The 25904-nt window shown below is 69.4% G+C and carries 20 protein-coding genes; 8 read left to right on the top strand and 12 right to left on the bottom strand.

Annotated elements, in window-relative coordinates; genetic code table 11:
* Window positions 1-45: 45 nt before the first annotated feature.
* Window positions 46-1287 carry a site-2 protease family protein gene (locus PV679_RS07630; protein ID WP_319679296.1) on the bottom strand — a complete coding sequence of 414 codons (1242 nt, stop codon included), beginning with the start codon at window positions 1285-1287 and terminating at the stop codon, window positions 46-48.
* A 64-nt stretch (window positions 1288-1351) separates the two neighbouring features.
* Here PV679_RS07630 and PV679_RS07635 point away from each other — a divergent pair, with 64 nt between their 5' ends.
* Both PV679_RS07635 and PV679_RS07640 read left to right on the top strand, forming a co-directional pair.
* Entirely contained in the window at window positions 1352-2296 is a 945-nt protein-coding gene (locus PV679_RS07635) for a RecB family exonuclease (protein WP_319679297.1), read from the top strand.
* A gap of 75 nt (window positions 2297-2371) precedes the next feature.
* Window positions 2372-3043 carry a response regulator transcription factor gene (locus PV679_RS07640; protein ID WP_319679298.1) on the top strand — a complete coding sequence of 224 codons (672 nt, stop codon included), beginning with the start codon at window positions 2372-2374 and terminating at the stop codon, window positions 3041-3043.
* 99 nt (window positions 3044-3142) lie between these two features.
* Here PV679_RS07640 and PV679_RS07645 read toward each other — a convergent pair whose 3' ends face one another.
* From PV679_RS07645 to metH, 3 genes are all read right to left on the bottom strand, one after another.
* Window positions 3143-4753, bottom strand: a complete 1611-nt coding sequence (locus PV679_RS07645) for an ABC transporter substrate-binding protein (protein ID WP_319679299.1) — start codon at window positions 4751-4753, stop codon at window positions 3143-3145.
* A gap of 502 nt (window positions 4754-5255) precedes the next feature.
* Window positions 5256-5957, bottom strand: a complete 702-nt coding sequence (locus tag PV679_RS07650) for an HAD family phosphatase (protein WP_319679300.1) — start codon at window positions 5955-5957, stop codon at window positions 5256-5258.
* A 158-nt stretch (window positions 5958-6115) separates the two neighbouring features.
* Window positions 6116-9634, bottom strand: coding sequence for a methionine synthase (gene metH / locus PV679_RS07655; protein ID WP_319679301.1), 3519 nt, complete (start codon window positions 9632-9634; stop codon window positions 6116-6118).
* Window positions 9635-9866: 232 nt separating this feature from the next.
* Between metH and PV679_RS07660 the strand changes: the two genes are divergently transcribed.
* From PV679_RS07660 to PV679_RS07680, 5 genes are all read left to right on the top strand, one after another.
* The gene (locus PV679_RS07660) at window positions 9867-10631 is read left to right on the top strand and encodes an IclR family transcriptional regulator (RefSeq protein ID WP_319679302.1); all 765 of its coding nucleotides are present in this window, start codon (window positions 9867-9869) and stop codon (window positions 10629-10631) included.
* A 265-nt stretch (window positions 10632-10896) separates the two neighbouring features.
* Entirely contained in the window at window positions 10897-11688 is a 792-nt protein-coding gene (locus PV679_RS07665; protein WP_319679303.1) for an MIP/aquaporin family protein, read from the top strand.
* Window positions 11689-11725: 37 nt separating this feature from the next.
* Window positions 11726-13276 carry a glycerol kinase GlpK gene (gene glpK / locus PV679_RS07670; protein WP_319679304.1) on the top strand — a complete coding sequence of 517 codons (1551 nt, stop codon included), beginning with the start codon at window positions 11726-11728 and terminating at the stop codon, window positions 13274-13276.
* A gap of 39 nt (window positions 13277-13315) precedes the next feature.
* Window positions 13316-14926, top strand: coding sequence for a glycerol-3-phosphate dehydrogenase/oxidase (locus PV679_RS07675; protein WP_319679305.1), 1611 nt, complete (start codon window positions 13316-13318; stop codon window positions 14924-14926).
* Between the two features lie 171 nt (window positions 14927-15097).
* Complete coding sequence (locus PV679_RS07680) at window positions 15098-15769, top strand: FadR/GntR family transcriptional regulator (protein WP_319679306.1); 672 nt, start codon at window positions 15098-15100, stop codon at window positions 15767-15769.
* 89 nt (window positions 15770-15858) lie between these two features.
* Here PV679_RS07680 and PV679_RS07685 read toward each other — a convergent pair whose 3' ends face one another.
* The 5 genes from PV679_RS07685 to PV679_RS07705 are packed head-to-tail and all read right to left on the bottom strand — an operon-like array spanning window position 15859 to window position 21646.
* Window positions 15859-16887 (bottom strand): ABC transporter permease, encoded by a 1029-nt coding sequence (locus PV679_RS07685; protein ID WP_319679307.1) that lies wholly within the window; start codon window positions 16885-16887, stop codon window positions 15859-15861.
* Window positions 16884-18443 carry a sugar ABC transporter ATP-binding protein gene (locus PV679_RS07690; protein ID WP_416069668.1) on the bottom strand — a complete coding sequence of 520 codons (1560 nt, stop codon included), beginning with the start codon at window positions 18441-18443 and terminating at the stop codon, window positions 16884-16886. Before PV679_RS07690 ends, PV679_RS07685 begins: the two co-directional genes overlap by 4 nt.
* 2 nt (window positions 18444-18445) lie before the next feature.
* Window positions 18446-19519: a sugar ABC transporter substrate-binding protein gene (locus PV679_RS07695; RefSeq protein ID WP_319679308.1), complete on the bottom strand. Its 1074-nt coding sequence runs from the start codon at window positions 19517-19519 to the stop codon at window positions 18446-18448.
* A gap of 28 nt (window positions 19520-19547) precedes the next feature.
* Entirely contained in the window at window positions 19548-20330 is a 783-nt protein-coding gene (locus PV679_RS07700) for an SDR family oxidoreductase (RefSeq protein ID WP_319679309.1), read from the bottom strand.
* Window positions 20327-21646 carry an enolase C-terminal domain-like protein gene (locus tag PV679_RS07705; RefSeq protein WP_319679310.1) on the bottom strand — a complete coding sequence of 440 codons (1320 nt, stop codon included), beginning with the start codon at window positions 21644-21646 and terminating at the stop codon, window positions 20327-20329. Before PV679_RS07705 ends, PV679_RS07700 begins: the two co-directional genes overlap by 4 nt.
* Window positions 21647-21897: 251 nt before the next feature.
* On the opposite strand from PV679_RS07705, the gene PV679_RS07710 reads away from it, so the two are divergent.
* A complete protein-coding gene (locus tag PV679_RS07710; protein ID WP_319679311.1) occupies window positions 21898-22932 on the top strand; it encodes a PAC2 family protein in 1035 nt (344 codons plus the stop codon).
* A 173-nt stretch (window positions 22933-23105) separates the two neighbouring features.
* Here the strand turns inward: PV679_RS07710 and mshC are convergent, their stop codons facing one another.
* The 3 genes from mshC to PV679_RS07725 all read right to left on the bottom strand — a co-directional run bounded on the left by mshC (window position 23106) and on the right by PV679_RS07725 (window position 25829).
* Window positions 23106-24335: a cysteine--1-D-myo-inosityl 2-amino-2-deoxy-alpha-D-glucopyranoside ligase gene (gene mshC, locus PV679_RS07715; RefSeq protein ID WP_319679312.1), complete on the bottom strand. Its 1230-nt coding sequence runs from the start codon at window positions 24333-24335 to the stop codon at window positions 23106-23108.
* A gap of 112 nt (window positions 24336-24447) precedes the next feature.
* Window positions 24448-25275 (bottom strand): SCO1664 family protein, encoded by an 828-nt coding sequence (locus PV679_RS07720; RefSeq protein ID WP_319679313.1) that lies wholly within the window; start codon window positions 25273-25275, stop codon window positions 24448-24450.
* Window positions 25239-25829, bottom strand: coding sequence for a DUF3090 domain-containing protein (locus PV679_RS07725; protein WP_319679314.1), 591 nt, complete (start codon window positions 25827-25829; stop codon window positions 25239-25241). Before PV679_RS07725 ends, PV679_RS07720 begins: the two co-directional genes overlap by 37 nt.
* Window positions 25830-25904: the final 75 nt, after the last annotated feature.

A 25904-nucleotide genomic window follows, 5' to 3' on the forward strand; every position in this document is an offset into this window, starting at 1 on the left:
GGCCCTCGGTTCGCCTCCGGTGCCCGTACCTCCCGGTCCCGGCGATCAGCTCGCGTGCGGCCGGGCCATCGCGGCGACGAAAGCGCGTTCGACGTCGGCGGTGGACAGCACGCCGTAGATCTCGCCGGTCTCCTCAAGCACCAGATACTCGGTGGCGGGGCTGGCCCGGAGGCGGTCCAGGAGGGCCTCTCCCGCCAGCTCCGCGGGGACCTTCATGGCGTCCGTGAGGTCCTGGGCCAGTCCGCTCACCGCGACCCAGGGCCGCCGGTGCTGCGGGACGCCGACGATCGCCGCCTCCCGGACGATCCCCGTCGGGTCGCCGTGGCCGTCGACGACGACCAGCGCGCGGGCGCCCGCCTCGTTGGCCCGGCGCAGCGCCTCGGAGAGCGGCGTACTGGATTCGACCGGCACCGCGCGCCGGGTGAGCGCGCGGGCCTGGAGCTCGGGAAGGTGCTCGCGGAGTCTGGCCATCCGCAGGCTGTTGCCGGCGCCGGTCCAGATGATCGCGGCGAGGATGGCGGCGAGCAGCGCGTCGGTGACGGTCTCGGTGCCGCTGACGGACTCGGCCGACCTGCCGAGCGCTCCGGTCTGCGTGAGCACCGGAAGGCCGAAGAGGACGGCGACGGCCAGCGCACGGCCGACCCAGGCGGCGGCGACGGTGCCGCTCATCGGTTTGCCGGTGATCTTCCAGACGACCGCGCGCAGCATCCGGCCGCCGTCCAGCGGAAGACCGGGCAGCAGATTGAACGCGGCAACGATCAGATTCGAGACCATCAGACCGGCGAGCAGGACGCCGGGAACCGTACCGGGCTCGACGGCCAGCAGGCCGAGGTAGAAGAGACCGGAGAGCACCAGCGAGAGCAGCGGTCCCACGAAGGCGAGGATGAATTCGCGGCCGGGCGTCTCGGATTCCTTCTCGATCTCGGAGACGCCTCCGAAGAACTGGAGCTGGATCCGGCGCACCGGCAGTTTGAAGCGCAGCGCGGCGACCGTATGGGCCAGTTCGTGGACGAGTACGGAGGCGTAGAAGGCCACCGCGAAGAACAGCGAGACCAGATATCGCAGGCCGCCGAGCTCGGGCAGCACCCGCTCAAGCTGGCCGCCGAAGATCCAGGTGATCAGCGCGGCCACCAGGAACCAGCTCGGAGCGACATACACCGGCACACCGAAGGGACGGCCCATGAGGATGCCGCCACCGGGGCTCTCGCGCTTCGGCGGCTTCCCGCCGGAGCCCGTGTCCCCGGGCCCGGACCGCCTGGTCTCGCCGCTCTCGTCGTCCTCTTTCACGGGTTCCCTTCGTCGGCGGCGGTGTCGCTCAGTCGATCATGCAGTGCGAGAGGCTCTGTAGTCGATGGTATTCGGCTCACTGTCAGTCCAGGGCCATAGGGTCTGCGTCATGAGTACGAGCGTGCCCCCTTCCTCGCTGTCGCCGTCGCGTGCGAGCGACTTCATGCAGTGCCCTCTGCTGTACCGGTTCCGGGTGATCGACAAGCTGCCGGAGAAGCCGAGCGAGGCGGCGACCCGGGGCACGCTGGTGCACGCCGTGCTGGAGCGGCTCTTCGACGCACCCGCCGTCGAGCGCACCGCGCCGCGGGCCAAGGCGCTGATCCCGGGCCAGTGGGACCGGCTGCTGGAGTCCAGGCCGGAGCTGGGTGAGCTGTTCGCGCGGGACGAGGAGGGCGAGCGGCTGGCGCGCTGGCTGGCGGAGGCCGAGCTGCTGGTGGAGCGGTGGTTCTCGCTGGAGGATCCGACGCGGCTGGAGCCGGCGGAGCGGGAGCTGTTCGTCGAGACGGAGCTGGAGTCGGGGCTGCGGCTGCGCGGAGTGATCGACCGCGTCGATGTGGCGCCCACCGGCGAGGTGCGGATCGTCGACTACAAGACGGGCAAGGCTCCCCGCCCCGAGTACGCGGAAGGGGCGCTCTTCCAGATGAAGTTCTACGCCCTGGTGATCTGGCGGCTCAGGCGCCTGGTGCCGCGCCGGCTCCAGCTTGTGTATCTCGGCAGCGGCGAGGTCGTGACTTACGACCCGGTGGAGGCCGACCTGGAGCGGGTGGAGCGCAAGCTGCTGGCGCTGTGGGACGCGATCCGGCTCGCCACCGAGACGGGTGACTGGCGGCCGCGGCCCACCAAGCTGTGCGGCTGGTGCGACCACCAGGCGGTCTGTCCGGAGTTCGGCGGCACACCTCCGGTGTATCCGCTGAGCGTTCCGCCCGTGGCCGTCCCGGTGCCGAGTGTGCCGCCGGTCGCGGAGAGCGGACTGGAGAGCGGGCCGGAGACCGCGCGGGCGGCCGAGTAGCGCCGTCGGCGCCCGCCGGACTCGGGACAGGACGCCCAGGGCAGAATTGGGACCGGTCTAGTGAAGGAGCTCCCTGTGGCTATCCGCGTCCTACTGGTCGACGACCAGCCGCTGCTGCGCACCGGATTCCGGATGATCCTGGAGGCGGAGCAGGACATCGCGGTCGTCGGCGAGGCCGGGGACGGCCTTCAGGCCATCGACCAGGTCCGGGCGCTCCAGCCCGATGTGGTGCTGATGGACATCCGGATGCCCAGGATGGACGGGGTCGAGGCGACCCGCCAGATCACCGGTCCCGGCCGGGACGGCCCGGCGAAGGTGCTGGTCCTGACGACCTTCGACCTCGACGAGTACGTGGTGGAGGCGCTGCGCGCGGGAGCCAGCGGCTTTCTGCTGAAGGACGCGCCCGCCAATGAGCTGGTGCAGGCCATCCGGGTGGTGGCGGCGGGCGAGGCGATGCTGGCGCCGAGCATCACACGCCGGCTGCTCGACAAGTACGCGGATCATCTTCCGTCCGGCGAGGAGCCGGTGCCCGACGCGCTGCACACACTGACCGAGCGTGAGGTCGAGGTGCTCAAGCTGGTGGCCCGCGGGCTGTCCAACGCGGAGATCGCCGCGGATCTCTTCGTCAGCGAGACGACGGTCAAGACGCATGTGGGTCATGTGCTGACGAAGCTCAGTCTGCGCGACCGGGTGCAGGCCGCCGTGTACGCGTACGAGAGCGGTCTGGTGCGCCCCGGCGCCCAGTAGCGGCTCTGCGGACCGGTCGGCGCGAACGCCGCGAGCACCGCCCCGGAGGGCGGTGCTCGCGTTCCGGCCGTGCGGGCGACGCCCACACGGCCGGCCGGGTCAGGATGCCTTGCTGGTGCCGCGGTGCAGCTCCCACAGGAGCAGCTCCGCCGACGAGTTGACCGCCCACTCCACGCCCGCGATGTCGTCGCGGGAGGCGACGTACTGCTTGCCCTGCCAGAGCGGCAGCACGGGGACGTCCTCGGCGACGATGTCCTGGATCTGGGCGAAGGTGTTCGTGGCGGCGCTGCGGTCGGCCTCGCGGCGCGAGTCCGGGATCAGCTCGTTGCGCAGAGTCGGGTTGGCGTACGGCGTGTTGAGGAAGTTGTCCTTGTCGAGGAAGGGCGCGATGTAGTTGTCCGGGTCCGGGAAGTCCGGGAACCAGCCCATTCCGTAGACCGCGTAGTCACCCTTTGTCTGGTTCGGCCGGAAGCTCTTCCACTCCTCGCCCTTGACGGTGATGTCGAAGAGCCCGCTGTCGTTGAGTTGCGCCTTGAGGGTCTCGAACTCCTTGGCCGTGGCCGCGCCGTAGTGGTCGGTCGTGTAGTTCATGGTGAGCTTCACCGGCGTGCTGATGCCGGCGTCCTCAAGAAGCTGGGCCGCCTTCGCCCGGTCCGGCTCGCCGTACTTGTTGAAGAACGAGTTCGTGTGCGTGGCGATGGTCGCCGGGATGAGCGAGTAGAGCGGCTCGGCCATCGCGCCGTACACCTTGGTGACGAGGTCGCCTCGGTCGATGACGTACGCCATGGCCTGGCGGACCGCCTTCTCCTTCACGGACGGGGCGGCGGTGTCGAATCCGAGATACCGGATCTCCAGGCCGGGGATCTCGGTGAGCGCGATGCCTTCCTTGGGGTTCTCGACCAGCGACTTGATCTGCTCCGGAGTCATGGCACGGGTCATCATGTCGATGTCGCCGGAGTCCAGCGCCTTGCCCATGACATTGGCGTCCGTGAAGGTCTTGACCTCCACCTTGTCGTTCTGGAGCTTCAGATCGCCCTTGTAGTTCGGGTTCCTGGTGAAGATCGCCTTGGTCATGACGTCGCCGCTGACCTCGGCCTTGAAGGTGTACGGGCCGGAGCCGTCCACCTCGAAGCCCGTACGCAGCTTGTTCGCCGAGTACGTCTTCGGGTTGAGGAGGCCGGCCACCGGGGTGGACAGCTTGTACGGGAACGTCGCGTCGGGCGTCTTGAGATGGAAGACGATCTCGGAGTCGCCGTTGGTGTCGATCGTGTCGATGTTGGTCATCAGACCGGACGCGCCGTTGGGGTCCTTGATGTTCACCAGGCGCTCGATGGAGAACTTCGCGTCCGCCGCGGTCACCGGGTCGCCGTTGCTGAACTTCAGCCCGCTGCGCAGGGTGCAGCGGTAGCTCTCGTTCTGCCGGTCCGTGAACTCACACTTGGAGGCGGCCTCGGGCACCGGGGCTCCGCCACCGCGCGGGACATGCATCAGCGACTGGATGGTGTTGCGGATGAGATTCCACGTGGCCGTGTCATAGGTGAAGGCCGGGTCCAGAGGAGCCTGGGCGTCCTTCGTGGCGATGACCTGGTCCGTGGTGCCCACGACAATGGCGTCAGCGCCGTCGGAGCCGCCGTCCGACCCACCGCAACCGGCGAGCACGGGCGCGAGCAGGCCGATCACGGCCGACAGCACCAAAGTCTTGCGGTTCATCCTGGACGTACTCCCTCATCCGGCACTGAGATACAGCGGTGTAAATGGGAGACTCCGCCGCGTCCACCCGTTCGGGGCAGTGCGATCGGGCCGGGATACAGGGCGATCGGTCCTGTGTGCATGGCGACTTGATGGCCGTCGGGACACGTCGTTGATGCGGCGAAGTACTCGCGACGAGATTAGTCGGAGGCACCAGGAATGCCGGACCGGGCCCGAACTGAAACGTAATCACACAGTGATCACCAATAGCGGCGCGTGGATATCCGGCTCCCTGCATGTTTCGTACACGCCTCCACCAACCAGGACACAAGGGCACGGGAAGGCTCCTCGCGGCCGGACGTGGATCAGTCCCACCCGGCCCTGTCGATGAGAGAGCAGGTGATAAAGGTCACTCCCGGAGCCGTTTTACGGCGTCGTCATCGTCCGTGCGGACGTCACGGAAAATGTCCGTACCAATGCCGAGAGTCTCCGGCGCATTCAATTACCACGCTCGGTGCGCGTCTCAGTACCCGTGTGTCATCAGACCGCGCAGAAATACGAGATCGACCTCTTCCAGAGATCCGACGATCATCCGGCCGTCGGCGGGTGCGATCGGAGCGACGGAGGGTACGACGACGACCCGGCAGCCGGCGGCCTCGGCGGCGGCCACGCCGGTGGCGGTGTCCTCCACGACGGCGCACCGCGCGGGATCGGCGCCAAGACCGCGCGCGGCGAGCAGATAGGGATCGGGATGGGGCTTCGTCCGGGGCACCTCGTCGCCCGCGACGGTCAGCGCGAAGTACTCGGGCCCCAGCGAGGCCAGGACCCGGTCGATGATGCGCCGGTGCGAGGCGGAGACCAGTGCGGTGGGCACGCCGTGCGCGGCCAGCTCGGTGAGCAGTCTGGTCGCGCCCGGCATCAGCGGCACTCCGCGTCCGATGCGCTCCTCGAACTTGTCGTTGAGCAGTACGGTCAGCTCGGCGAGGGTGACGATGGCGCCGGTGGCCTCGATGAGGAAGCCGGCGCTGCGGGTCATGGGCCCGCCGACCACCACATCGCGCCATGCCTCGTCGAGGACGTGGCCGAGGTCCTTGAAGACCTCCACCTCCGCGTCCCACCAGAAGCCCTCGGTGTCGACCAGGGTTCCGTCCATGTCGAGAAGGACGGCCTGCAGGGCGGAGCCCTCGGCCGTTCGGGTCAAGGACGCGGGGACCGTACTGGTCATCGGCACACCTCCGTGAGGGACGAGAAGGCCGGTCACCTGTCCCTCCGGGTTTCCCCGCGGGGACAGGCGACCGGCCTGCGCTGGACCAACGAGTGTACGACTCGTCCGCTCGCCGCGCCGACTGGTCCGCGGCCGTCCGGGTGCGCGCGCCTCCCGGGTCAGCGTGCGTTGAAGTACTTCGCCTCGGGATGGTGGATGACGATGGCGTCCGTGGACTGCTCGGGATGGAGCTGGAACTCCTCGGAGAGCTGTACGCCGATCCGCTCGGGCTCCAGCAGCTCGGCGATCTTGGCGCGGTCCTCCAGGTCCGGGCAGGCGCCGTAGCCGAGCGAGAAGCGGGCGCCCCGGTACTTCAGGGCGAACATGTCCTCGACGTCGGCCGGGTCCTCGCCGGCGTATCCCAGCTCGGAGCGGACCCTGGCGTGCCAGTACTCGGCGAGCGCCTCCGCGAGCTGGACGGAGAGCCCGTGCAGTTCGAGGTAGTCGCGGTAGGCGTTCCTCTCGAACAGCTCCGCGGTCGTCTCGCCGATCTTCGAGCCGACGGTGACGACCTGGAGTCCGACGACGTCACGCTCGCCGGACTCCTCCGGGCGGAAGAAGTCGGCCAGGCACAGCCGGCGGCCGCGCCGCTGGCGCGGGAAGGTGAAGCGGGTGCGCTCGGAACCGTCGTCGTTGAGCAGGATGAGGTCGTCGCCCTTGGAGACACACGGGAAGTAGCCGTAGACGACGGCGGCTTCGAGCATGTTCTCGGTGTGCATCCGGTCCAGCCAGCCGCGCAGATGGGGCCGGCCCTCGCTCTCCACCAGCTCCTCGTAGCTGGGACCGCCCTTGCGGGCCTCCTTGAGGCCCCACTGGCCCTTGAAGAGCGCTCCCTCGTCCAGCCACGAGGCGTACTCCTTGAGCTGGATGCCCTTGACGACCCGGGTGCCCCAGAACGGCGGTTCCGGGACGGGGTTGTCGACGGAGACGTCCGAACGGACCGCGCCCTCCTCGGGCCGCTCCTCCACCACCGTGCCGGCCGTGGCCCTGACCCGGCGCTGCTTCAGCTCCGGGAGCGTGGCGCCCGGTACACCGCGCTTGACGGCGATCAGGGCGTCCATCAGACGCAGGCCCTCGAACGCGTCGCGGGCGTAGCGGACTTCACCTTCGTAGATCTCGTGCAGATCCTGCTCGACATAGGCCCGGGTCAGTGCGGCGCCGCCGAGGATCACCGGATAGTCGGCCGCCATGCGCCGCTGGTTCAGCTCCTGCAGGTTCTCCTTCATGATCACGGTCGACTTCACCAGCAGACCGGACATGCCGATGACATCGGCCCTGTGCTCCTCGGCGGCCTCCAGGATCGCGGAGACGGGCTGCTTGATGCCCAGGTTCACCACGTTGTAGCCGTTGTTGGAGAGGATGATGTCGACCAGGTTCTTGCCGATGTCATGGACGTCGCCGCGGACGGTGGCGAGGACGATGGTGCCCTTGCCGACATCCTCGCCGTCGGCGACTTTCTCCATGTGCGGTTCGAGGTGGGCGACCGCGGTCTTCATGACCTCGGCGGACTGGAGCACGAACGGAAGCTGCATCTGGCCCGAGCCGAAGAGCTCGCCGACGACCTTCATGCCCTTGAGCAGGGTGTCGTTGACGATCTCCAGCGCGGGACGGACGGTGAGGGCCTCGTCGAGGTCGGCTTCCAGGCCGTTCTTCTCGCCGTCGATGATGCGGCGCTGGAGGCGCTCGTCCAGCGGCAGGGCGAGAAGCTCCTCGGCCCGGCCGTCCTTCATGGACTTGGTGTTGACGCCCTCGAACAGCTCCATGAGCCTCTGCAGCGGGTCGTATCCCTCGGACCGCCGGTCGTAGATCAGGTCGAGAGCGACCTTGACCTGCTCCTCCTCCAGGCGCGCGATCGGCAGGATCTTCGAGGCGTGCACGATCGCGGAGTCCAGACCCGCCTTGACGCACTCGTCGAGGAAGACGGAGTTGAGGACGATCCGGGCGGCCGGGTTGAGGCCGAAGGAGATGTTCGACAGGCCCAGCGTGGTCTGCACGTCGGGATGGCGGCGCTTGAGTTCGCGGATCGCCTCGATGGTGGCGACGCCGTCGCCCCGGGACTCTTCCTGGCCGGTGCAGATGGTGAAGGTCAGGGTGTCGATGAGGATGTCCGACTCGTGCACGCCCCAGTTGCCGGTCAGGTCCTCGATGAGCCGCTCCGCGACGGCGACCTTGTGCTCGACGGTACGGGCCTGGCCCTCCTCGTCGATGGTCAGCGCGATCAGCGCGGCGCCGTGCTCGACCGCCAGCTCGGTGACCTTGGCGAAGCGCGACTCCGGGCCGTCGCCGTCCTCGTAGTTGACCGAGTTGATGACGGCGCGGCCACCGAGCTTCTCCAGGCCGGCCTGGATGACGTTCAACTCGGTGGAGTCGAGGACGATCGGCAGGGTGGAGGCGGTGGCGAAGCGGCCCGCCAGCTCGGCCATGTCGGCGACGCCGTCCCGGCCGACGTAGTCGACACAGAGGTCCAGCAGATGGGCGCCCTCGCGGATCTGGCCGCGGGCCATCTCCACACAGTCGTCCCAGCGGCCGTCCAGCATGGCCTCGCGGAACTTCCTCGACCCGTTCGCGTTGGTCCGCTCACCGATGGCGAGGAACGAGGCGTCCTGGCGGAACGGGACGGTCTGGTACAGGGAGGCGGCGCCGGGCTCGGGGCGCGGCTCACGCTCCGTACGGGCCGCGCCGCGGACCCGCTCGACGACCTGGCGCAGATGCTCCGGCGTCGTACCGCAGCAGCCGCCCACCAGCGACAGGCCGTACTCGCGGACAAAGGTCTCCTGGGCGTCGGCCAGCTCGGCGGCCGTCAGCGGGTAGTGCGCTCCGTCCTTGCCGAGCACCGGAAGGCCGGCGTTGGGCATGCAGGACAGCGGGATCCGGGAGTGCCTGGCGAGATAGCGCAGATGCTCGCTCATCTCGGCGGGACCGGTGGCGCAGTTCAGACCGATCATGTCGATGCCCAGCGGCTCCAGCGCCGTCAGGGCCGCGCCGATCTCCGAGCCGAGCAGCATCGTGCCGGTCGTCTCGACCGTCACCGAGCAGATGACCGGCAGATCCGTGCCGGTGGCCGCCAGCGCCCGGCGGGCCCCGAGGACGGCGGCCTTGGTCTGCAACAGGTCCTGGGTGGTCTCCACCAGCAGCGCGTCCGCGCCGCCGGCGATCATGCCCTCGGCGTTCTGCTGGTAGGCGTCGCGCAGTTTGACGTACGGCGCGTGGCCCAGCGTCGGCAGCTTGGTGCCCGGGCCCATCGAGCCCAGCACCCAGCGCTGCTGACCGGTGGACGCGGTGAACTCGTCCGCGACCTCGCGGGCGATCCGGGCGCCCGACTCGGAGAGCTCGAAGACCCGCTCCGGGATGTCGTACTCTCCGAGCGCCGCGAAGTTCGCGCCGAACGTGTTGGTCTCCACACAGTCGACACCGACCGCGAAGTACTCCTCGTGCACGGACCGGACGATGTCCGGGCGCGTCACGTTCAGGATCTCGTTGCAGCCTTCCAGGTCCTGGAAGTCCTCAAGCGTCGGGTCCTGGGCCTGGAGCATCGTGCCCATGGCGCCGTCGGCCACCACCACCCGGGTGGCGAATGCCTCGCGCAGGGCTTCGATACGGGTCCGGCTGTCGGTGGAGGGGGTCGGCGACGAGGCCATGAATGTACTCCCGGGGCTGCGACGGCTGTCGGCTTTGCGCCCGCTGAGGCGGGCGCACCCGGCCAGGGTAGCCGGGCCGGTCCGGTTACGGTGCGGCATCCCGCCGACCGGACGGCATCCTGTCCGCGGGAACATCCGGGACACGTGGTCTTGACAGATGTTTCTCATTGCGAGAAAAGGTCGGCATCGACCGATAGTGTTCAGCATTGTCGAACATAGTGGAGGTCCGCCGATGGCGAAGAACATCCAGTCGCTGGAGCGGGCGGCGGCGATGCTGCGGCTGCTCGCGGGCGGCGAGCGCCGGCTCGGCCTCTCCGACATCGCGTCGTCCGTCGGCCTGGCCAAGGGGACGGCGCACGGCATTCTGCGCACCCTCCAGGCGGAGGGCTTCGTCGAGCAGGACGCGGCGTCCGGCCGCTACCAGCTCGGGGCCGAGCTGCTGCGGCTCGGGAACAGCTATCTGGACGTGCACGAGCTGCGGGCCCGTGCACTGGTCTGGACGGACGACCTGGCCCGCTCCAGCGGTGAGAGCGTCCATCTCGGGGTCGTCCACCAGCAGGGCGTGCTGATCGTCCACCATGTCTTCCGCCCGGACGACAGCAGGCAGGTCCTGGAGGTGGGAGCGATGCAGCCGCTGCACTCCACCGCGCTGGGCAAGGTGCTCTCGGCGTACGACCCGGTGGCGCACACCGAGGCCGTCGAGAGCGACCGCGCGCTCTTCACCCCGCGGACGATCACCGAGCTGGCCGAGTTCGAGTCCGTGCTGGACATCACCAGGGCGCGCGGCTGGGCGGCGGACGTCGAGGAGACCTGGGAAGGCGTGGCCGCGGTGGCCGCGCCCATCCACGACCGCCGTCGGATGCCGGTCGGCGCCATCGCCATCACCGGGGCGGTGGAGCGGCTCTGCGCGGCCGGGGAACTGCGGTCCGAGCTGGTCGCCGCCGTGCGCGAATGCGCCCGTTCGGTCTCCAGGGACATCGGCGCCGGGCGCTTTTGAACCGGATGGCGGATCATCTGTAGTGGTCGAGATGGGTCGAATTGACCGAAATTGGTCGAATTGATTGAAGGTCTTGCCCACTGAACCCTTGACGGCGTGTTGACCGCAGGACAAAACTGCCGTCTACCGGTTCGGCATTGTCGAACACTTACCGGCAATACGAGTTAGTGTGTGACAACGCCAGGGCCGGTTACGCCCTCACCTGAGGGCTCGGACCTGTGGCGCGAGCCGGAGGTCCGCCTCCCCCTGGACGAAGGAGTCTCGGGTGTCCAACTTCGACATCTTCATCGGCGAGTTCACCGGTACCGCCCTGCTGATCCTGCTCGGCGGCGGCGTGGTCGCCGGAGTCGTGCTCAAGCGCTCCAAGGCGCAGAACGCCGGCTGGCTCGCCATCAGTTTCGGCTGGGGCTTCGCGGTCATGGTCGGCGCGTACCTCTCGGCCGGCGTCTCCGGCGCCCTGCTCAACCCCGCTCTCACCATCGGTCTCGCGATCGAGGGCGGCGTCAAGTGGGGCGACGTACCGCTCTACGTCGGGTCCCAGCTCCTGGGCGCGATGGTCGGCGCGTTCCTGGTCTGGGTGGCGTACATGGGCCAGTTCAAGGCCCATCTGACCGATCCGGAGATCCTCGCGGCGCAGCCGCAGATCGAGGGCCTGGTCGACCAGGCATCCGCTCCCAAGGCCGGTCCCGTCCTCGGCATCTTCTCCACGGGACCGGAGATCCGGAACGTCTTCCAGAACATGCTTACGGAGATCATCGGGACCTTTGTCCTGGTCATCGCCATTCTCACGCAGGGTCTCAACGACCAGGGCAACGGCCTGGGCACCCTCGGCGTCCTGATCACGTCGTTCGTGGTGGTGGCGATCGGTCTCTCACTCGGCGGTCCCACCGGCTATGCCATCAACCCGGCCCGTGACCTGGGCCCGCGCATCGTGCACGCGCTCCTGCCGCTGCCCAACAAGGGCGGCTCGGACTGGAGCTATGCCTGGATCCCGGTGGTCGCCCCGGTGATCGGCGCCGCGCTGGCCGGCGGTTACTACAACTGGGTCTTCGCGTAAGCCACCCCTCCCCTACGCACCGAGCAGGAGCAGACACGTGAGCGACGAAAACACCACCGGCACCTCCTCCCATGGGGCGGGGCCGTTCATCGCGGCCATCGACCAGGGCACCACCTCCAGCCGCTGCATCGTCTTCGACCGGGACGGCCGCATCGTGGCGGTCGACCAGAAGGAGCACGAGCAGATCTTCCCGAAGCCGGGCTGGGTGGAGCACAACGCCCTTGAGATCTGGGCCAATGTCCAGGAAGTGGTGGCGCGCGCCATCGAGAAGGCGGGCATCACCTCCGCCGACGTCAAGGCGATCGGCATCACCAACCAGCGCGAGACGACGCTGCTCTGGGACAAGAACACCGGCCTGCCCGTCCACAACGCCATCGTCTGGCAGGACACCCGTACCGACGCGCTCTGCCGGGAGCTCGGCCGCAATGTCGGCCAGGACCGGTTCCGCCGGGAGACCGGTCTGCCGCTGGCGAGCTACTTCGCGGGACCGAAGGCGCGCTGGCTGCTGGACAACGTCGAGGGTCTGCGCGAGCGCGCCGAGAGCGGCGACATCCTCTTCGGCACGATGGACTCCTGGGTCATCTGGAATCTGACCGGTGGTACGGACGGCGGTGTGCATGTCACGGACGTGACCAATGCCTCCCGCACGCTGCTGATGAGGCTGGACACGCTCCAGTGGGACCCGAAGATCTGTGCCTCCATCGGCGTACCGACGGCGATGCTGCCGGAGATCCGCTCCTCCTCCGAGGTGTACGGCACGGCCAAGGGCGGCGTGCTGGACGGAGTCCCGGTCGCCTCGGCGCTGGGCGACCAGCAGGCGGCGCTGTTCGGGCAGACGTGTTTCGCCGAGGGCGAGGCCAAGTCCACGTACGGCACCGGCACATTCATGCTGCTGAACACCGGCCACAAGCCCGTCAACTCCTACAACGGTCTGCTGACGACCGTCGGTTACCGCATCGGCGACCAGAAGGCGGTGTACGCCCTGGAGGGCTCCATCGCCGTCACCGGTTCGCTGGTGCAGTGGATGCGCGACCAGATGGGCCTGATCAAATCCGCGGCCGAGATCGAGACGCTGGCGTCCTCGGTCGAGGACAACGGCGGCGCGTACTTCGTGCCCGCCTTCTCCGGTCTGTTCGCACCGCACTGGCGCCCGGACGCCCGTGGTGTGATCGCCGGCCTGACCGGCTACGTCACCAAGGCGCACATCGCCCGCGCGGTGCTGGAGGCGACCGCCTGGCAGACCCGTGAGATCAGTGACGCCATGACCAAGGATTCCGGCGTCGAGCTGACCGCGCTCAAGGTCGACGGCGGAATGACCTCCAACAATCTGCTGATGCAGACGCTCTCCGACGTCCTCGACGCACCGGTGGTGCGCCCGATGGTCGCCGAGACCACCTGCCTCGGCGCCGCCTACGCCGCCGGTCTCGCCGTGGGCTTCTGGCCGGACACCGACGCGCTGCGCGCCAACTGGCGCAGGGCCGCCGAGTGGACGCCCCGGATGGACGAGGCGACCCGCGACCGTGAGTACAAGAACTGGCTCAAGGCCGTCGACCGGACCATGGGCTGGCTCGGCGACGACGACAGCTAACCGGGCCGAAGAGCCGACGAGAGCTGAAGAGGAGTAAGAATGACCACCCTGCAGAGCGTCCCCGCACTGGGGACGCACCCGGCCGGCGGTTCACTGCCAAGCCGCGCCGAGACCCGGGAACAACTGTCCAAGGCGACGTACGACCTCCTGGTGATAGGCGGCGGCATTCTGGGCATCTCCACCGCCTGGCATGCCTCCCAGTCGGGACTGCGGGTGGCCCTGGTGGACGGTGGCGACTTCGCGGGCGCCACCTCCTCCGCCTCCTCCAAGCTGCTCCACGGCGGTCTGCGCTATCTGCAGACCGGCGCGGTGAGGCTGGTGGCGGAGAACCACTTCGAGCGGCGTGCGGTGTCCCAGCAGGTGGCACCGCATCTCGCCAATCCGCTCACCTTCTATCTGCCGGTCTACAAGGGCGGTCCGCACGGTGCGGCGAAGCTCGGCGCGGGTGTCCTGGCGTACTCGGCGCTCTCCGCGTTCGGTGACGGCGTCGGCCATGTCATCGGCCCGGCCAGGGCGCGGCGCGCCGTGCCCGAGCTGCGTACGGAAAATCTGAAGGCCGTGGCCGTGTACGGCGACGACCAGATGAACGACGCCCGGATGGCGCTGATGACGGTCCGCGCGGCCGTCGAGTCGGGCGCCACCGTCCTCAACCACGCCGAGGTCACCGGACTGCGCTTCACTCAGGGCCGGGTGACCGGCGCCGATCTGCGCGACCGCATGGACGGTACCGAGTTCGGCGTCGACGCCCGGCTGGTCCTCAACGCCACCGGGCCCTGGGTCGACCATCTGCGGAGGATGGAGGATCCCGGCGCGGCGCCCTCCATCCGGCTCTCCAAGGGCGCGCATCTGGTCCTCAGGCGCACCGCTCCGTGGAAGGCCGCGCTCGCGACGCCGATAGACAAGTACCGCATCACCTTCGCCCTGCCCTGGGAGGACATGCTGCTGCTCGGTACGACCGACGAGGAGTACGAGGGCGATCCCGGCGATGTCGCGGTCAACGAGCGGGACATCCACCAGATCCTGGACGAGGCGTCGCTGTCCGTCCGTGACCAGCAGCTCTCCCGCGATCTGATCACCTACTCCTTCGCCGGTCTGCGGGTGCTGCCCGGCGGGCCCGGCGACACCTCCAAGGCCAAGCGCGAGACGGTCGTGACCGAGGGCAGGGGCGGGATGCTCTCGGTCGCCGGCGGCAAGTGGACGACCTTCCGTCATATCGGCCGTACGGTGATGAACAAGCTGGCGGCGCTGCCAGGACACCCGCTGGGCGACAATATGGAGCCGATCTCGGAGCTGCCGAAGAAGCTTCCGCTGCCCGGGATCTCCAATCCGAACGCGGTCGCCCACCGGCTGCTGATCGACGCCGGCGGGACGGGTCCTTCGATGGCGGCGGACACCGCGCGCCATCTCGCCACCCACTACGGCTCGCTGGCCTTCGACATCGTGCGGCTGGCCAATGAGCACCCGGAGCTGGGCACGCGGATCCATCCGGACGCCCCGGAGATCTGGGCGCAGGTCGTCTACGCCCGTGACCACGAATGGGCCGAGACGGCGGACGACGTACTGCGCCGCCGTACGACGCTGACGATCCGCGGTCTGGCCACGGACGAGATCCGCTCCAGGGTCGAGGAGCTGCTGGGCCGGCGCGACTGAGGTACGCGGCTGAGGCGCCTGAGCGGTCCCAGGGCGGCCCCCGGTGCGGGGCCGCCCTTTCGCGCGTCCGGGATCGCGCCGGCCGATCGTCCCGGCCGTACGGAAGCGTGCCACCGGCGCCTCCCGGGACGCATAATGGGGGCCGATACATCGGATGTCTGGAGGTCGCCCATGGCTGTCACCGACGAGGCCATCGAGAAGATCAAGGAAATGATCGTCTCCGGCGCGCTGCGCCCGGGCGACCGTCTTCCCAAGGAGAGCGAGCTCGCCGCCGAGCTGGGACTGTCCCGGAACTCGCTGCGCGAGGCGGTGCGCGCGCTCTCGCTCATCCGCATCCTCGACGTACGGCAGGGCGACGGCACCTATGTGACCAGCCTCGATCCCCAGCTCCTGCTGGAGGCGATGAGCTTTGTCGTGGACTTCCACCGGGACGACACCGTGCTGGAGTTCCTCGCGGTACGCCGCATCCTGGAGCCGGCCGCCACGGCGATGGCCAGCGCACGGATCACCGAAGCCCAACTGGACGCGCTCGGCGCCCAGTTGGACGCTCTTGGGCCGGAGCCCTCGGTGGAGCAGCTTGTCGCCTCCGATCTGGAGTTCCACCGCGGGATCGTGCAGACCTCCGGCAACTCGGTGCTCTGCTCGCTCCTTGACGGACTCTCCGGGCCCACCACCCGGGCCAGGGTCTGGCGCGGTCTCACCCAGGAGGACGCTGTCAGCCGCACGCTCCACGAGCACCGGGCGATCCTCGCGGCGCTGCGCGACCGGGACGCGGAGGCGGCGAGGTCCTGGGCGACCGTGCATATCGCGAGCGTGGAGATGTGGCTGCGGTCGACGCTCTGAGACGGCGGTGAGCCACGGCCGGCGCGCCACGACGCGGGGAGCCCCTACGGAATGTCCGTAGGGGCTCCCGCGTTTCGCCGGCTCCTCGCTCAGTCCTGCTTCTCACCGCTCGCGAAGCGCGAGATGACCAGGGCCACGATGATGATCGCGCCGTTGAGGAACTGGTTCCACAGCGCCGGTACGCCGCCGAGCGTCATCACGTTCACCACGAGCTGAAGGGTCAGCACACCCGTCAGCGCGCCGAAGAGCGTGCCTCGTCCGCCCTTGAGACTGATGCCGCCGATGACGGCCGCGGCGAAGACCTGGAAGATCCAGCCATTGCCCTGGGTGGCCGCGACCGAGCCGTAGTGGCCGGTGTAGAGGACACCGGCGAAGGCCGCCAGCAGCCCGCCGACGGCGAGGACGATCCAGGTGATCCGGTCCACCCGGATGCCGGCCGCGCGGGCCGCCTCCGGGTTGCCGCCGATCGCGTACAGCGAGCGTCCGTGGCGCAGCCAGGCCAGGGCCGCGCCGCCGATGGCGAACAGCGCCAGACAGATCCACACGGCGGCCGGCACGCCCAGCCAGTCGGTCTTGCCCAAGTACCGGAAGGACTCCGGGACATCGGTGATCGACTTGCCCTCGGTGATGCCGATGTGGAGGCCGCGCAGCATGGTGAGCATGCCGAGCGTGGCGATGAAGCCGTTCACCCGCAGCTTGAGCATCAGGAAGCCGTTGACCGCTCCGACGGCCACACCGACCAGCAGGCAGAGCGGAATCGCCGTCCAGGTCGGCAGCAGTTCGAGCCCGGCGAACCGGCCGCCCTCGGCCGGCAGCACCAGCCACATGGCGACGACCGGCGCGATGCCGATCGTCGACTCCAGCGACAGGTCCATCCGGCCGCAGATCAGGATCAGCGCCTGGCCCAGCACCAGCAGGCTCAGTTCGGAGGACTGCTGGACCACGCTGATCAGGTTGTTGGAGGTGAGGAAGACCGGCGAGACGATGAAGCCGATCACCATCAGCACCAGAATCACCGGTACGAGCGAGAAGTCGCTCCACCTGATCAGCCGCAGCCGGCTGGGGGGGCTCGCGCTCCTGGTCGCGTCGGCCACTGGCGGACGTATGGTCTCGGTCATTCCCGCTCCCCCACACCTTCCATGGCGGCGACCAGCTCCCGGTCGGTCCACCCGCTCCCGAACGAAGCGACCACACGCCCGTGGAACAGGGCGAGCACCCGGTCGCAGACCCGCAGATCGTCCAGCTCGTCCGAGATGATCACGGCCGCGCTGCCCTCGTCCGCCACTCTGCGCACCACGCCGAGCAGCGAGTCCTTCGATTTGACGTCGACGCCCGCGGTGGGCCGCAGGGCCACCAGCGCGCTGGGCCCGCGCGCCAGGGCGCGGGCGACGACGACCTTCTGCTGATTGCCGCCGGACAGGCCGGAGACCGGCTGCTCGGGACCCTGCGTCTTGATGTCCAGCGACTCGATCATGGACCGGGCGAACTCCCGGGTCCGTGACGGCAGTACGGTCCCCCACGGGCCGAGCTGGTCGGTGACCGTGAGCGTGGCGTTCTCCGCGACGCTGCGGTCCGCGACAAGGCCCTGGAGATGGCGGTCCTCGGGGATGTAACCGATGCCGGCGTCCAGCGCGTGCGGCACGCTGCCGGGCTTCACCGTACGGCCGTGCATCGCGACCTGTCCTGAGGTCGCCCTGCGCATACCGACCAGGACCTCGCCGAGAGCGGTGGCGCCGCTGGCCGCGGCTCCGGCCACACCGAGCACCTCACCCGGCCGCACCGCGAGGTCGAGCGGCTCGAACTCGCCGTCAAGAGCGAGCCCCTCGGTGCGCAGTACGGGCTCGGTCTCCGGGCCGGGCGCGACCGCGCCCGCGGCGTGCCAGGCGGCCGCCGCGCTCGCCGACTCGCCGGTCATCGCCGACACCAGGTCCGCCTTGGACAGTTCGGCGACCGGAGCGGTCAGCACATGGCGGGCGTCGCGGTAGACGGTGACGGCGGTGCACAGTTCGTACACCTCCTGCAGATGGTGGGAGATGAAGAGGAACGCCACTCCCTGGCTCTGCAGTTCACGCAGCTTGTCGAAGAGCCGCTGGATACCGCGCGCGTCGAGCTGCGCGGTCGGCTCGTCCAGGATGATGAGCCGGGCGCCGAAGGACAGCGCCCGCGCGATCTCGACGAACTGCCGCTGCTCGACCGGCAGATCCTTCGCCCGGACATTCGGGTCGACCTCCACGCCGTAACCGGCGAGGAGGTCCCGCGCGCGCTGCCGCAGCCCGCGCCAGCCGATGAAGCGGCCACCGGTGCCCGAGCGGTCCAGGCCGTAGTTGTTGAGGAAGAGGTTCTCGGCGACGGTCAGATCGGGAACGACCATCGACTTCTGGTAGACGCAGGCGATCTTGGACTGCCAGGCCGTGGTGTCACCGAAGGCGGGCGCGGGCTCGCCTCCGAAGCTGACCTGTCCCGCGTCGGGCCTGTGCAGCCCGGTGAGAACACTGACCATAGTGGACTTGCCCGCTCCGTTGCGGCCGACGAGTGCGTGGGACTCGCCGGGCCGCACGGTGAGCCGGACACCGTCGAGCGCCACGGTGGGGCCGAAGCGCTTGACGATGCCTTCCGCGTGTACCGCGGCCGGCGCCTCGCGCCGCGCGGGCTCCATGGGCTCATTGGGCTCCATGGTTAGCTCTTCTTCTCCAACTGGTTGGCCCACAGCTTCTGGTCGTCCACGTTCTCCTTGGTCACCAGAGGCGCGGGAAGCTGGTCCTCGAAACCATTGGGGATCTTGATGACCGTGGACTCGTGGTCGGTCGGACCCTCCTTGGGAACCGTGCCGGCCAGCGCCTCCTTGGCCCAGTGCAGCGCGTACTTGGCGTACAGGTCGGCCGGCTGGGAGACGGTGGCGTCGATCTTGCCTTCCCGGATGGCGTCCAGTTCCTCCGGGATGCCGTCGTTGGAGATGATCGTGATGTGTCCCGGCGTGCCGGGAGCCTTGAGGAGCTTCTTCTGCTCCAGCAGCGCCAGCGTCGGCTGCAGGAAGACGCCGCCCGCCTGCATGTAGATGCCGTTGATGTCCGGGTGCGCGGCGAGCGTGGACTGGAGCTTGGCCGACGCCACGTCGCCCTTCCAGTCCGTGGCCAGCTCGAAGACCTCGATGCCCGGGTACTTCTGGTCCATGCAGGACTTGAACGCCTCGGACCGGTCACGGCCGTTGATGGAGGCGAGGTCGCCCTGGAATTCGACGACCTTGCCCTTGCCCTTGAGCTGCTCGCCCAGGTACTCGCAGGCCTTCTCGCCGTAGGCGCGGTTGTCGGCCCGTACGACCATGTAGACGTCGCCCTTGTCGGGCCGGGTGTCCACGCTGATGACGGGGACCTTCTTCTCGCTCAGCGTCTGGAGCGTCTCGGCTATCGCGCCGGTGTCCTGCGGTGCCATGACCACCGCCTTGGCACCCTGATCGGTGAACACCTGCACATTGGAGACGAGCTTGCCGATGTCGTTCTGCGAGTTCGTCAGCGGAAGGGCGTCGACCTCGCCGGACTTGACGCCCTGCTCCACATACTGCTGGTACGAGTTCCAGAAGTCGCTGTCATTGCGGGGCAGGTCGATACCGACCTTGCCGCCGCCGTCGGCACCGGCCTCCTGGTCACGGTTGCAGCCCGCCAGGGCCGTGACGGCCACAAGCAAAACGCAGGCCGAGGCACTGGTCGTACGCAATCTGCCGAGTGGGAGGCGCCCCACGGTCTGTCGCGGCATGGATGTCCGTCCTTAGGTGAGTGTCGGCTCAGGTGGCGGGACGCAGGCGCAGGCCCTGCATTCCACCGTCGACCGCGAGCGCCGTGCCCGTGACGGCGGCTGCGGCGGGACTGGCGAGATAGGCGACGGCCGCGGCCACCTCGTCGGCGCCGACCAGCCGTCCCGTGGGCTGGCGCGCTTCCAGTGCGGCGCGTTCGGCCGCCGGGTCCTGGGCCTGGTCGAGCAGCCGGCCGACCCAGGGAGTGTCGGCGGTACCGGGGTTGACGCAGTTGACGCGGATGCCCTCGCGCACATGGTCGGCGGCCATGGCCAGGGTCAGCGACAGGACCGCGCCCTTGCTGGCGCTGTACAGGGCGCGCTGGGGCAGACCGGCGGTGGCGGCGATGGAGCAGGTCTGGGTGATCGAGACGCAGCCCGGCCGGTCGGCGGCGGCGCGGCGCAGATGAGGCACGGCGTGGCGGGCGGTACGGACCATGCCGAGGACATTGATGTCGAGGACCCGCCGCCACTCGTCGTCGGAGTTGTCCACGACCGTGCCGATGGCGCCGATGCCCGCGTTGGAGACGACCGTGTGCAGCGCGCCGAACTCCTCGGCCGCCGCGTCCACCGCCGCGCGCACGGCGGCGTCGTCGGTCACGTCGGCCTTGAGCGCCAGCGTCCCGGCCGGCGCGCCGGCGGTCTCACGGTCGAGGACGGCGACTCGCGCGCCCCGCTCCAGCAACAGCGTCGCGATGGCCGCGCCGATGCCCGAGGCACCGCCGGTGACCAGGGCGGCGAGCCCCTCGAAATCGCGTACCTGTACCGCCGTCATGAACTGATCTCCTCGGTGGTGCGGCGGGCCTGCCACACAGGCCCGTCCGGATAGCTGTGTTCGGTAATCGACTCGGGCAGCATCCGGGCGGAGAAGCCCGGTGCGGCCGGAGCGGTGTAGCGCCCCGACTCGATCACGACGGGGTCGGCGAAGTGTTCGTGGAGGTGGTCGACATATTCGATGACGCGGTCCTCCTGGCTCCCGGACACCGCGACATAGTCGAACATCGAGAGATGCTGGACCAGTTCGCAGAGGCCGACACCGCCGGCGTGCGGGCAGACCGGGACGCCGTACTTGGCCGCGAGCAGCAGGATCGCCAGGTTCTCGTTGACACCGGCGACCCGCGCGGCGTCGATCTGGACGAAGTCGACGGCACCGGCCTGCAGGAGCTGCTTGAAGACGACGCGGTTGGCGACATGCTCGCCGGTGGCCACCTTGACGGGCTGACCGGCCCTGATCGCGGCGTGGCCGAGGATGTCGTCGGGGCTGGTCGGCTCCTCGATCCAGTGCGGTTCGTACGGCGCGAGAGCGGACATCCAGCGCAGCGCGTCGGACACGTCCCAGCGCTGGTTGGCGTCGACGGCGATCCGGATCCCGGGGCCGACCGCCGCGCGGGCGATCTTCATCCGGCGTACGTCGTCGTCGAGGTCGCCGCCGACCTTGAGCTTGATCTGCTCGAAGCCGTCGGCGACCGCCTGTTCGGCGAGCGTGACCAGCTTGGTGTCGGAGTAGCCGAGCCAGCCCGGCGAGGTCGTGTACGCGGGATATCCCTCGGCTCTCAGCCGGGCGGCCCGCTCCTCGCGGCCCGGCTCGGCGGCGCGCAGGATGGCCAGCGCCTCGTCCGGCGTGAGCGCGTCGGAGAGATAGCGGAAGTCGACGAGCGAGACCAGCTCCTCGGGCGTCATACCGGCCAGGAACTCCCAGACCGGCTTGGACGCGTTCTTGGCGGCCAGGTCCCAGGCGGCGTTGATGACGGCGCCCGCCGCCATGTGCATCACGCCCTTCTCCGGGCCGAGCCAGCGGAGCTGCGAGTCATGGGTCAGCTCGAAGGAGAGCGCGGCGAGATCGGCCGCGGTGTGCGGGGCCGGGCGCCCGACGACATAGGGACGCAGCGCCTCGATGGCGGCGGCGGTCACCTCGTTGCCGCGCCCGATGGTGAAGCAGAAGCCGTGGCCCTCGGCGCCGTCCTCGGTACGCAGGACCACATAGGCGGCGGAGTAGTCGGGATCCGGGTTCATGGCGTCGGAGCCGTCGAGCTGTTCCGAGGTGGGAAAACGGATGTCGTGAACCTCGAACCCCGTGACGGTCTGACTCATGCACGCCCCCCTGAGAAGAACATCGGACCTCTTCTGGTCATCCGATGTATAGCGTCGTTGAGACCCGATAGTCCAGGGGCGGGAAGAAATTTACGGTCACAGCTCGGATGAATGTGGGTGGAGAAGGCTCAGCTCTCCGACCTATGCCCCAGTACGGCGAAGTTCACCCGGCCGGGCACGGGCTGCGGGCGGGCTGCGGGAAAGCCGTAAGGTTGGTGCGTACGAAAGGGAACTTCGGAAGGAGGCACTGGGTGATCGAGCTCGAGGGGGTTCCCGAGCTGATCGACCCGGTCATGGTGGCCGCGTTCGAGGGCTGGAACGACGCGGGCGACGCAGCCTCCACAGCGGTCGCGCATCTGGACCGGGAGTGGAAGGGCGAGGTGTTCGCGGCGCTCGACGCCGAGGACTACTACGACTTCCAGGTCAACCGGCCCACGGTCTACCTGGACGGCGGCGTACGGAAGATCACCTGGCCGACCACCCGGCTCTCCGTGGTGCGGGTGGGCGGGGAGAAACCTCGTGACCTGGTGCTGGTCCGCGGCATCGAGCCGTCCATGCGGTGGCGGTCGTTCTGCAACGAGCTGCTGGGCTTCGCCCATGAGCTGGGCGTGGAGATGGTCGTCATCCTGGGCGCGCTGCTCGGCGACACCCCGCACACCCGGCCGGTGCCGGTCAGCGGGATCACCTCGGACGCGGACCTGGCCAGGACGATGGACTTGGAGGAGACACGGTACGAGGGACCGACCGGCATCGTCGGCATCCTCCAGGAGGCGTGCACGCACGCGGGCGTACCGGCGGTGAGTCTGTGGGCCGCGGTGCCGCACTATGTGTCGCAGCCGCCCAATCCCAAGGCGACGCTGGCGCTCCTCAACCGTCTTGAGGATCTCGTCGGCCTCCGTATCCCGCTGGGTGAGCTGGCCGAGGACGCGCGCGCCTGGCAGCTCGGCGTGGACCAACTGGCCGCCGAGGACAGCGAGGTGGCGGAGTACGTCCAGTCGCTGGAGGAGGCGCGGGACACCGCCGAGCTGCCCGAGGCCTCGGGTGAAGCGATCGCACGGGAATTCGAGCGGTATCTGCGGCGGCGGGACGGCGGACCGGGACAGGCGCCCGGCGGCCATGCCACGGAGAGCGGTGACGGTTCGTCGTATCTGCGCGACGCGTCGAGCGGCCGGGGCAGACCCCAGAGGCCGCGCGGCGGCCCGGAAGCGGGTACGGATCCGGAGCCCGGTCCCGAGTCCGGCTCCGGTGCCGAGCCGGACGACGGGGAAGATTCATCCGAGGACTGAGTCCCGGACAGAGCACTGACAGAGCACTGACAGCTTCGGAACGGAGCGGGGCGGCGCCGGACGGCGCCGCCCCGCTTCCGCGCGTTCTCCGGCCGGTCGGATCAGCGGACGCGGCAGGGCCGGTCACGGACGCTCAGCTCCATGACCGGCCCCGCCACCGCTCGCGACACGCCCTACAGCGCCACTCCGAGGAGCGCGTCGACCGACCGCGACACCACGCCCGGCGCTCCCTCGTCCGTACCGCCGGCGGAGCCCTGGAGCTCCGCCCAGCGGTCGACGGCCGCCAGCGCCGCCGGAGCGTCCAGATCGTCCGCCAGCGCCTCGCGGATCTCCTCCACGACCGCGTCGGCCGGAGGACCGTCGGGCCGCGACACCGCGGCCCGCCAGCGGGCCAGCCGGTCCACGGCGTCCTGGAGCACCTGGTCCGTCCACTCCCAGTCGGAGCGGTAGTGGTGCGCGAGCAGCGCGAGACGGATCGCCGCCGGATCCACGCCGTCGCGGCGCAGCGTCGACACGAAGACCAGATTGCCCTTGGACTTCGACATCTTCTCGCCGTCCAGGGCGACCATGCCGGCGTGCACATAGGTCCGCGCGAACGGATGCTCGCCGGTCAGCGCCTGGGCGTGGGACGCGCCCATCTCGTGGTGCGGAAAGGCCAGATCGCTGCCGCCGCCCTGGACGTCGAAACCCATGCCGAGATGGTCGAGAGCGATGGCCACACACTCGATGTGCCAGCCGGGCCTGCCACGGCTCAGGGTGCCGCCGTCCCAGCTCGGCTCGCCCGGACGGGCGGCCATCCAGAGGATCGGGTCCAGCGGGTTCTTCTTGCCGGGGCGGTCGGGATCGCCGCCGCGCTCGGCCGAGAGCAGCCGCATGGCTTCGGCGTCGAGACGGGAGACCTCACCGAAGTGCGGATCGGCCTCCACCGAGAAGTAGACGTCACCTTCGAGGTCGTAGGCGGCCCCGGCCTCGCGCAGCCGCTCCACCAGCGGCACGATGCCCGGTATCGCCTCGACGGCGCCGATGTAGTGCTGGGGCGGCAGCATCCGCAGTGCCGTCATGTCCGCGCGGAACAGCGCCGTCTCACGCTCGGCGAGCCCGACCCAGTCCTCTCCGTCGCGCTGCGCCCGCTCCAGCAGAGGATCGTCGACATCGGTCACGTTCTGGACATAGTGAACCTGCCGCTTGGTGTCGAGCCACACGCGCTGAACAAGGTCGAACGCGTTGTAGGTCGCCGCGTGACCCATGTGGGTCGCGTCGTACGGTGTGATGCCGCAGACGTAGATACGGGCGACGGGACCAGGTTCGAGGGTGACTCGGCCGTCGGTCGAGGTGTCGTGAATCCTGAGGTCGCGGCCCTTGCCAGGCAGGGCGGGGACCTCGGAAGCGGGCCAGGCATGCATGTCCTGAGCGTAACCGGATGGAAGTTCCGGATACGAACCGGAGGGGGTGTCGCCCCGCCGGGCCTCTCCCCGCGGGGCCGGCCGGGAGCCGGTCAGCCCTCCCGCGCGGGTCTCACACAGGAGGCCAGGGGATGGCGGGCCACTGGCCGGAGGGCTCGGGATGACGGCCGGTGCGGCGCAGCTCACGGACCCGCGCCCGGACGGCCTCGGTCTCGGCCGTGGTGATGAGTTCGGCCAGTCGGGTGGCGAGCGGCGAGCCGTCCGCCAGGGCGTCCTCCAGCCGCTCCAGCACCCGCAGCACGTCGTCGGTCAGGGGTTCACCGGCCCAGCCCCACAGCAGCGTGCGCAGTTTGTCGTCCACGTTGAAGGTGACGCCGTGGTCGATGCCGTAGAGCCGGCCCTCGGGCGCCGCCAGCAGATGGCCGCCCTTGCGGTCACCGTTGTTGATGACGGCGTCGAGCACGGCGAGGCGCCGCAGCCGCTCGTCGTCGGCATGCACCAGCAGGGCCGTCCGTCCCTCCTCGACCTCGGCGAAGCCGATCGCCTTCCAGCCCTCGCCCGGCTCCTCCTCGTCGACGAGGGCCAGCAACCGCGCGGCGTCCTCGCCGTTGTCCGCCTCGATCCAGAGCTGGCACATCCCCTGGCCGTACGGGCCGTCCCGCAGCACGGTGGGCGGCACCAGGGCCCAGCCGGTCGCCTCGGAGACCTCGTACGCCGCCACCTCGCGCTGGGCGAGCGTCCCGTCGGGAAAGTCCCACAGGGGCCGCTCTCCGGCGACGGGCTTGTAGACGCAGTGCGCCTCCATGCCCTCGTACGCGACGGAACAGTAGAGCACCGCGTTGGACGCCTCACGGATCCGGCCCTGGACGGTCAGTTCGCCCTTGGCGAGCAGATCGGTGACGGTCACGCTCCCCGGCGGTATCCGTTCTGGCGCGGGCATACGTGTCCTTCCGGGTCGAGCGGCAGGCTGCACAGCGGGCACGGCGGCCGGCCCGCGTTGACCACGTCCAGGGCGCGCTTGGCGAACGCGCGTGCCTGGGAGCCGGTCAGCCGCACGCGGAGCATCGGCGGGCCGTTCTCCTCGTCCTGGAGCAGTCGCTCCTCTGCCTCGGCGAGATCCTCGTCGGTGTCGGCGTCGAGCTCGACGAGCGCCTGGGCCTCGACGATCATGCGCTGCTCGTCACCGTCCCAGGCCAGCGCCATGGTGCCGACCCGGAACTCCTCCTCGACAGGCGCGTCGAGCGGAGCGGAGTCAGTGATGTCGGAGGGCGCCATGGCCGGTACGGGAGCGTTGCCGCCGGTGCGGCGTACGACCTCGTCGAGCAGTTCGTCGATCCGCTCGGCGAGCGCGGCCACCTGAGTCTTCTCCAGGGCGACGCTGGTGACGCGCCCCGCGGCGGAAGCCTGCAGGAAGAACGTACGGCGTCCAGGCAGCCCGACCGTACCGGCCACGAAACGGTCCGGTGGGTCGTAGAGGTACACCTGACGGGACACGTTCTGTCTCCCTTGGGAATCGGCGGAAACTGAAATCGGCGGACCGGGTGTCCGGGGAGGTCACCCCGGATCGCG

Source organism: Streptomyces sp. AK02-01A, assembly GCF_033795305.1.
Classification (GTDB): domain Bacteria; phylum Actinomycetota; class Actinomycetes; order Streptomycetales; family Streptomycetaceae; genus Streptomyces.

What these genes read in the sequence shown, in the direction of transcription:
- PV679_RS07635 (WP_319679297.1), top strand. Translation starts at nt 1,352, where the DNA reads ATGGTATTCGGCTCACTGTCAGTCCAGGGCCATAGGGTCTGCGTCATG.
- PV679_RS07685 (WP_319679307.1), bottom strand. Translation starts at nt 16,887, where the DNA reads ATGACCGAGACCATACGTCCGCCAGTGGCCGACGCGACCAGGAGCGCG.
- PV679_RS07650 (WP_319679300.1), bottom strand. Translation starts at nt 5,957, where the DNA reads ATGACCAGTACGGTCCCCGCGTCCTTGACCCGAACGGCCGAGGGCTCC.
- PV679_RS07675 (WP_319679305.1), top strand. Translation starts at nt 13,316, where the DNA reads ATGACCACCCTGCAGAGCGTCCCCGCACTGGGGACGCACCCGGCCGGC.
- PV679_RS07660 (WP_319679302.1), top strand. Translation starts at nt 9,867, where the DNA reads ATGGCGAAGAACATCCAGTCGCTGGAGCGGGCGGCGGCGATGCTGCGG.
- PV679_RS07680 (WP_319679306.1), top strand. Translation starts at nt 15,098, where the DNA reads ATGGCTGTCACCGACGAGGCCATCGAGAAGATCAAGGAAATGATCGTC.
- metH (WP_319679301.1), bottom strand. Translation starts at nt 9,634, where the DNA reads ATGGCCTCGTCGCCGACCCCCTCCACCGACAGCCGGACCCGTATCGAA.
- mshC (WP_319679312.1), bottom strand. Translation starts at nt 24,335, where the DNA reads ATGCATGCCTGGCCCGCTTCCGAGGTCCCCGCCCTGCCTGGCAAGGGC.
- PV679_RS07645 (WP_319679299.1), bottom strand. Translation starts at nt 4,753, where the DNA reads ATGAACCGCAAGACTTTGGTGCTGTCGGCCGTGATCGGCCTGCTCGCG.
- PV679_RS07705 (WP_319679310.1), bottom strand. Translation starts at nt 21,646, where the DNA reads ATGAGTCAGACCGTCACGGGGTTCGAGGTTCACGACATCCGTTTTCCC.
- PV679_RS07695 (WP_319679308.1), bottom strand. Translation starts at nt 19,519, where the DNA reads ATGCCGCGACAGACCGTGGGGCGCCTCCCACTCGGCAGATTGCGTACG.
- PV679_RS07690 (WP_416069668.1), bottom strand. Translation starts at nt 18,443, where the DNA reads ATGGAGCCCAATGAGCCCATGGAGCCCGCGCGGCGCGAGGCGCCGGCC.
- PV679_RS07720 (WP_319679313.1), bottom strand. Translation starts at nt 25,275, where the DNA reads ATGCCCGCGCCAGAACGGATACCGCCGGGGAGCGTGACCGTCACCGAT.
- PV679_RS07700 (WP_319679309.1), bottom strand. Translation starts at nt 20,330, where the DNA reads ATGACGGCGGTACAGGTACGCGATTTCGAGGGGCTCGCCGCCCTGGTC.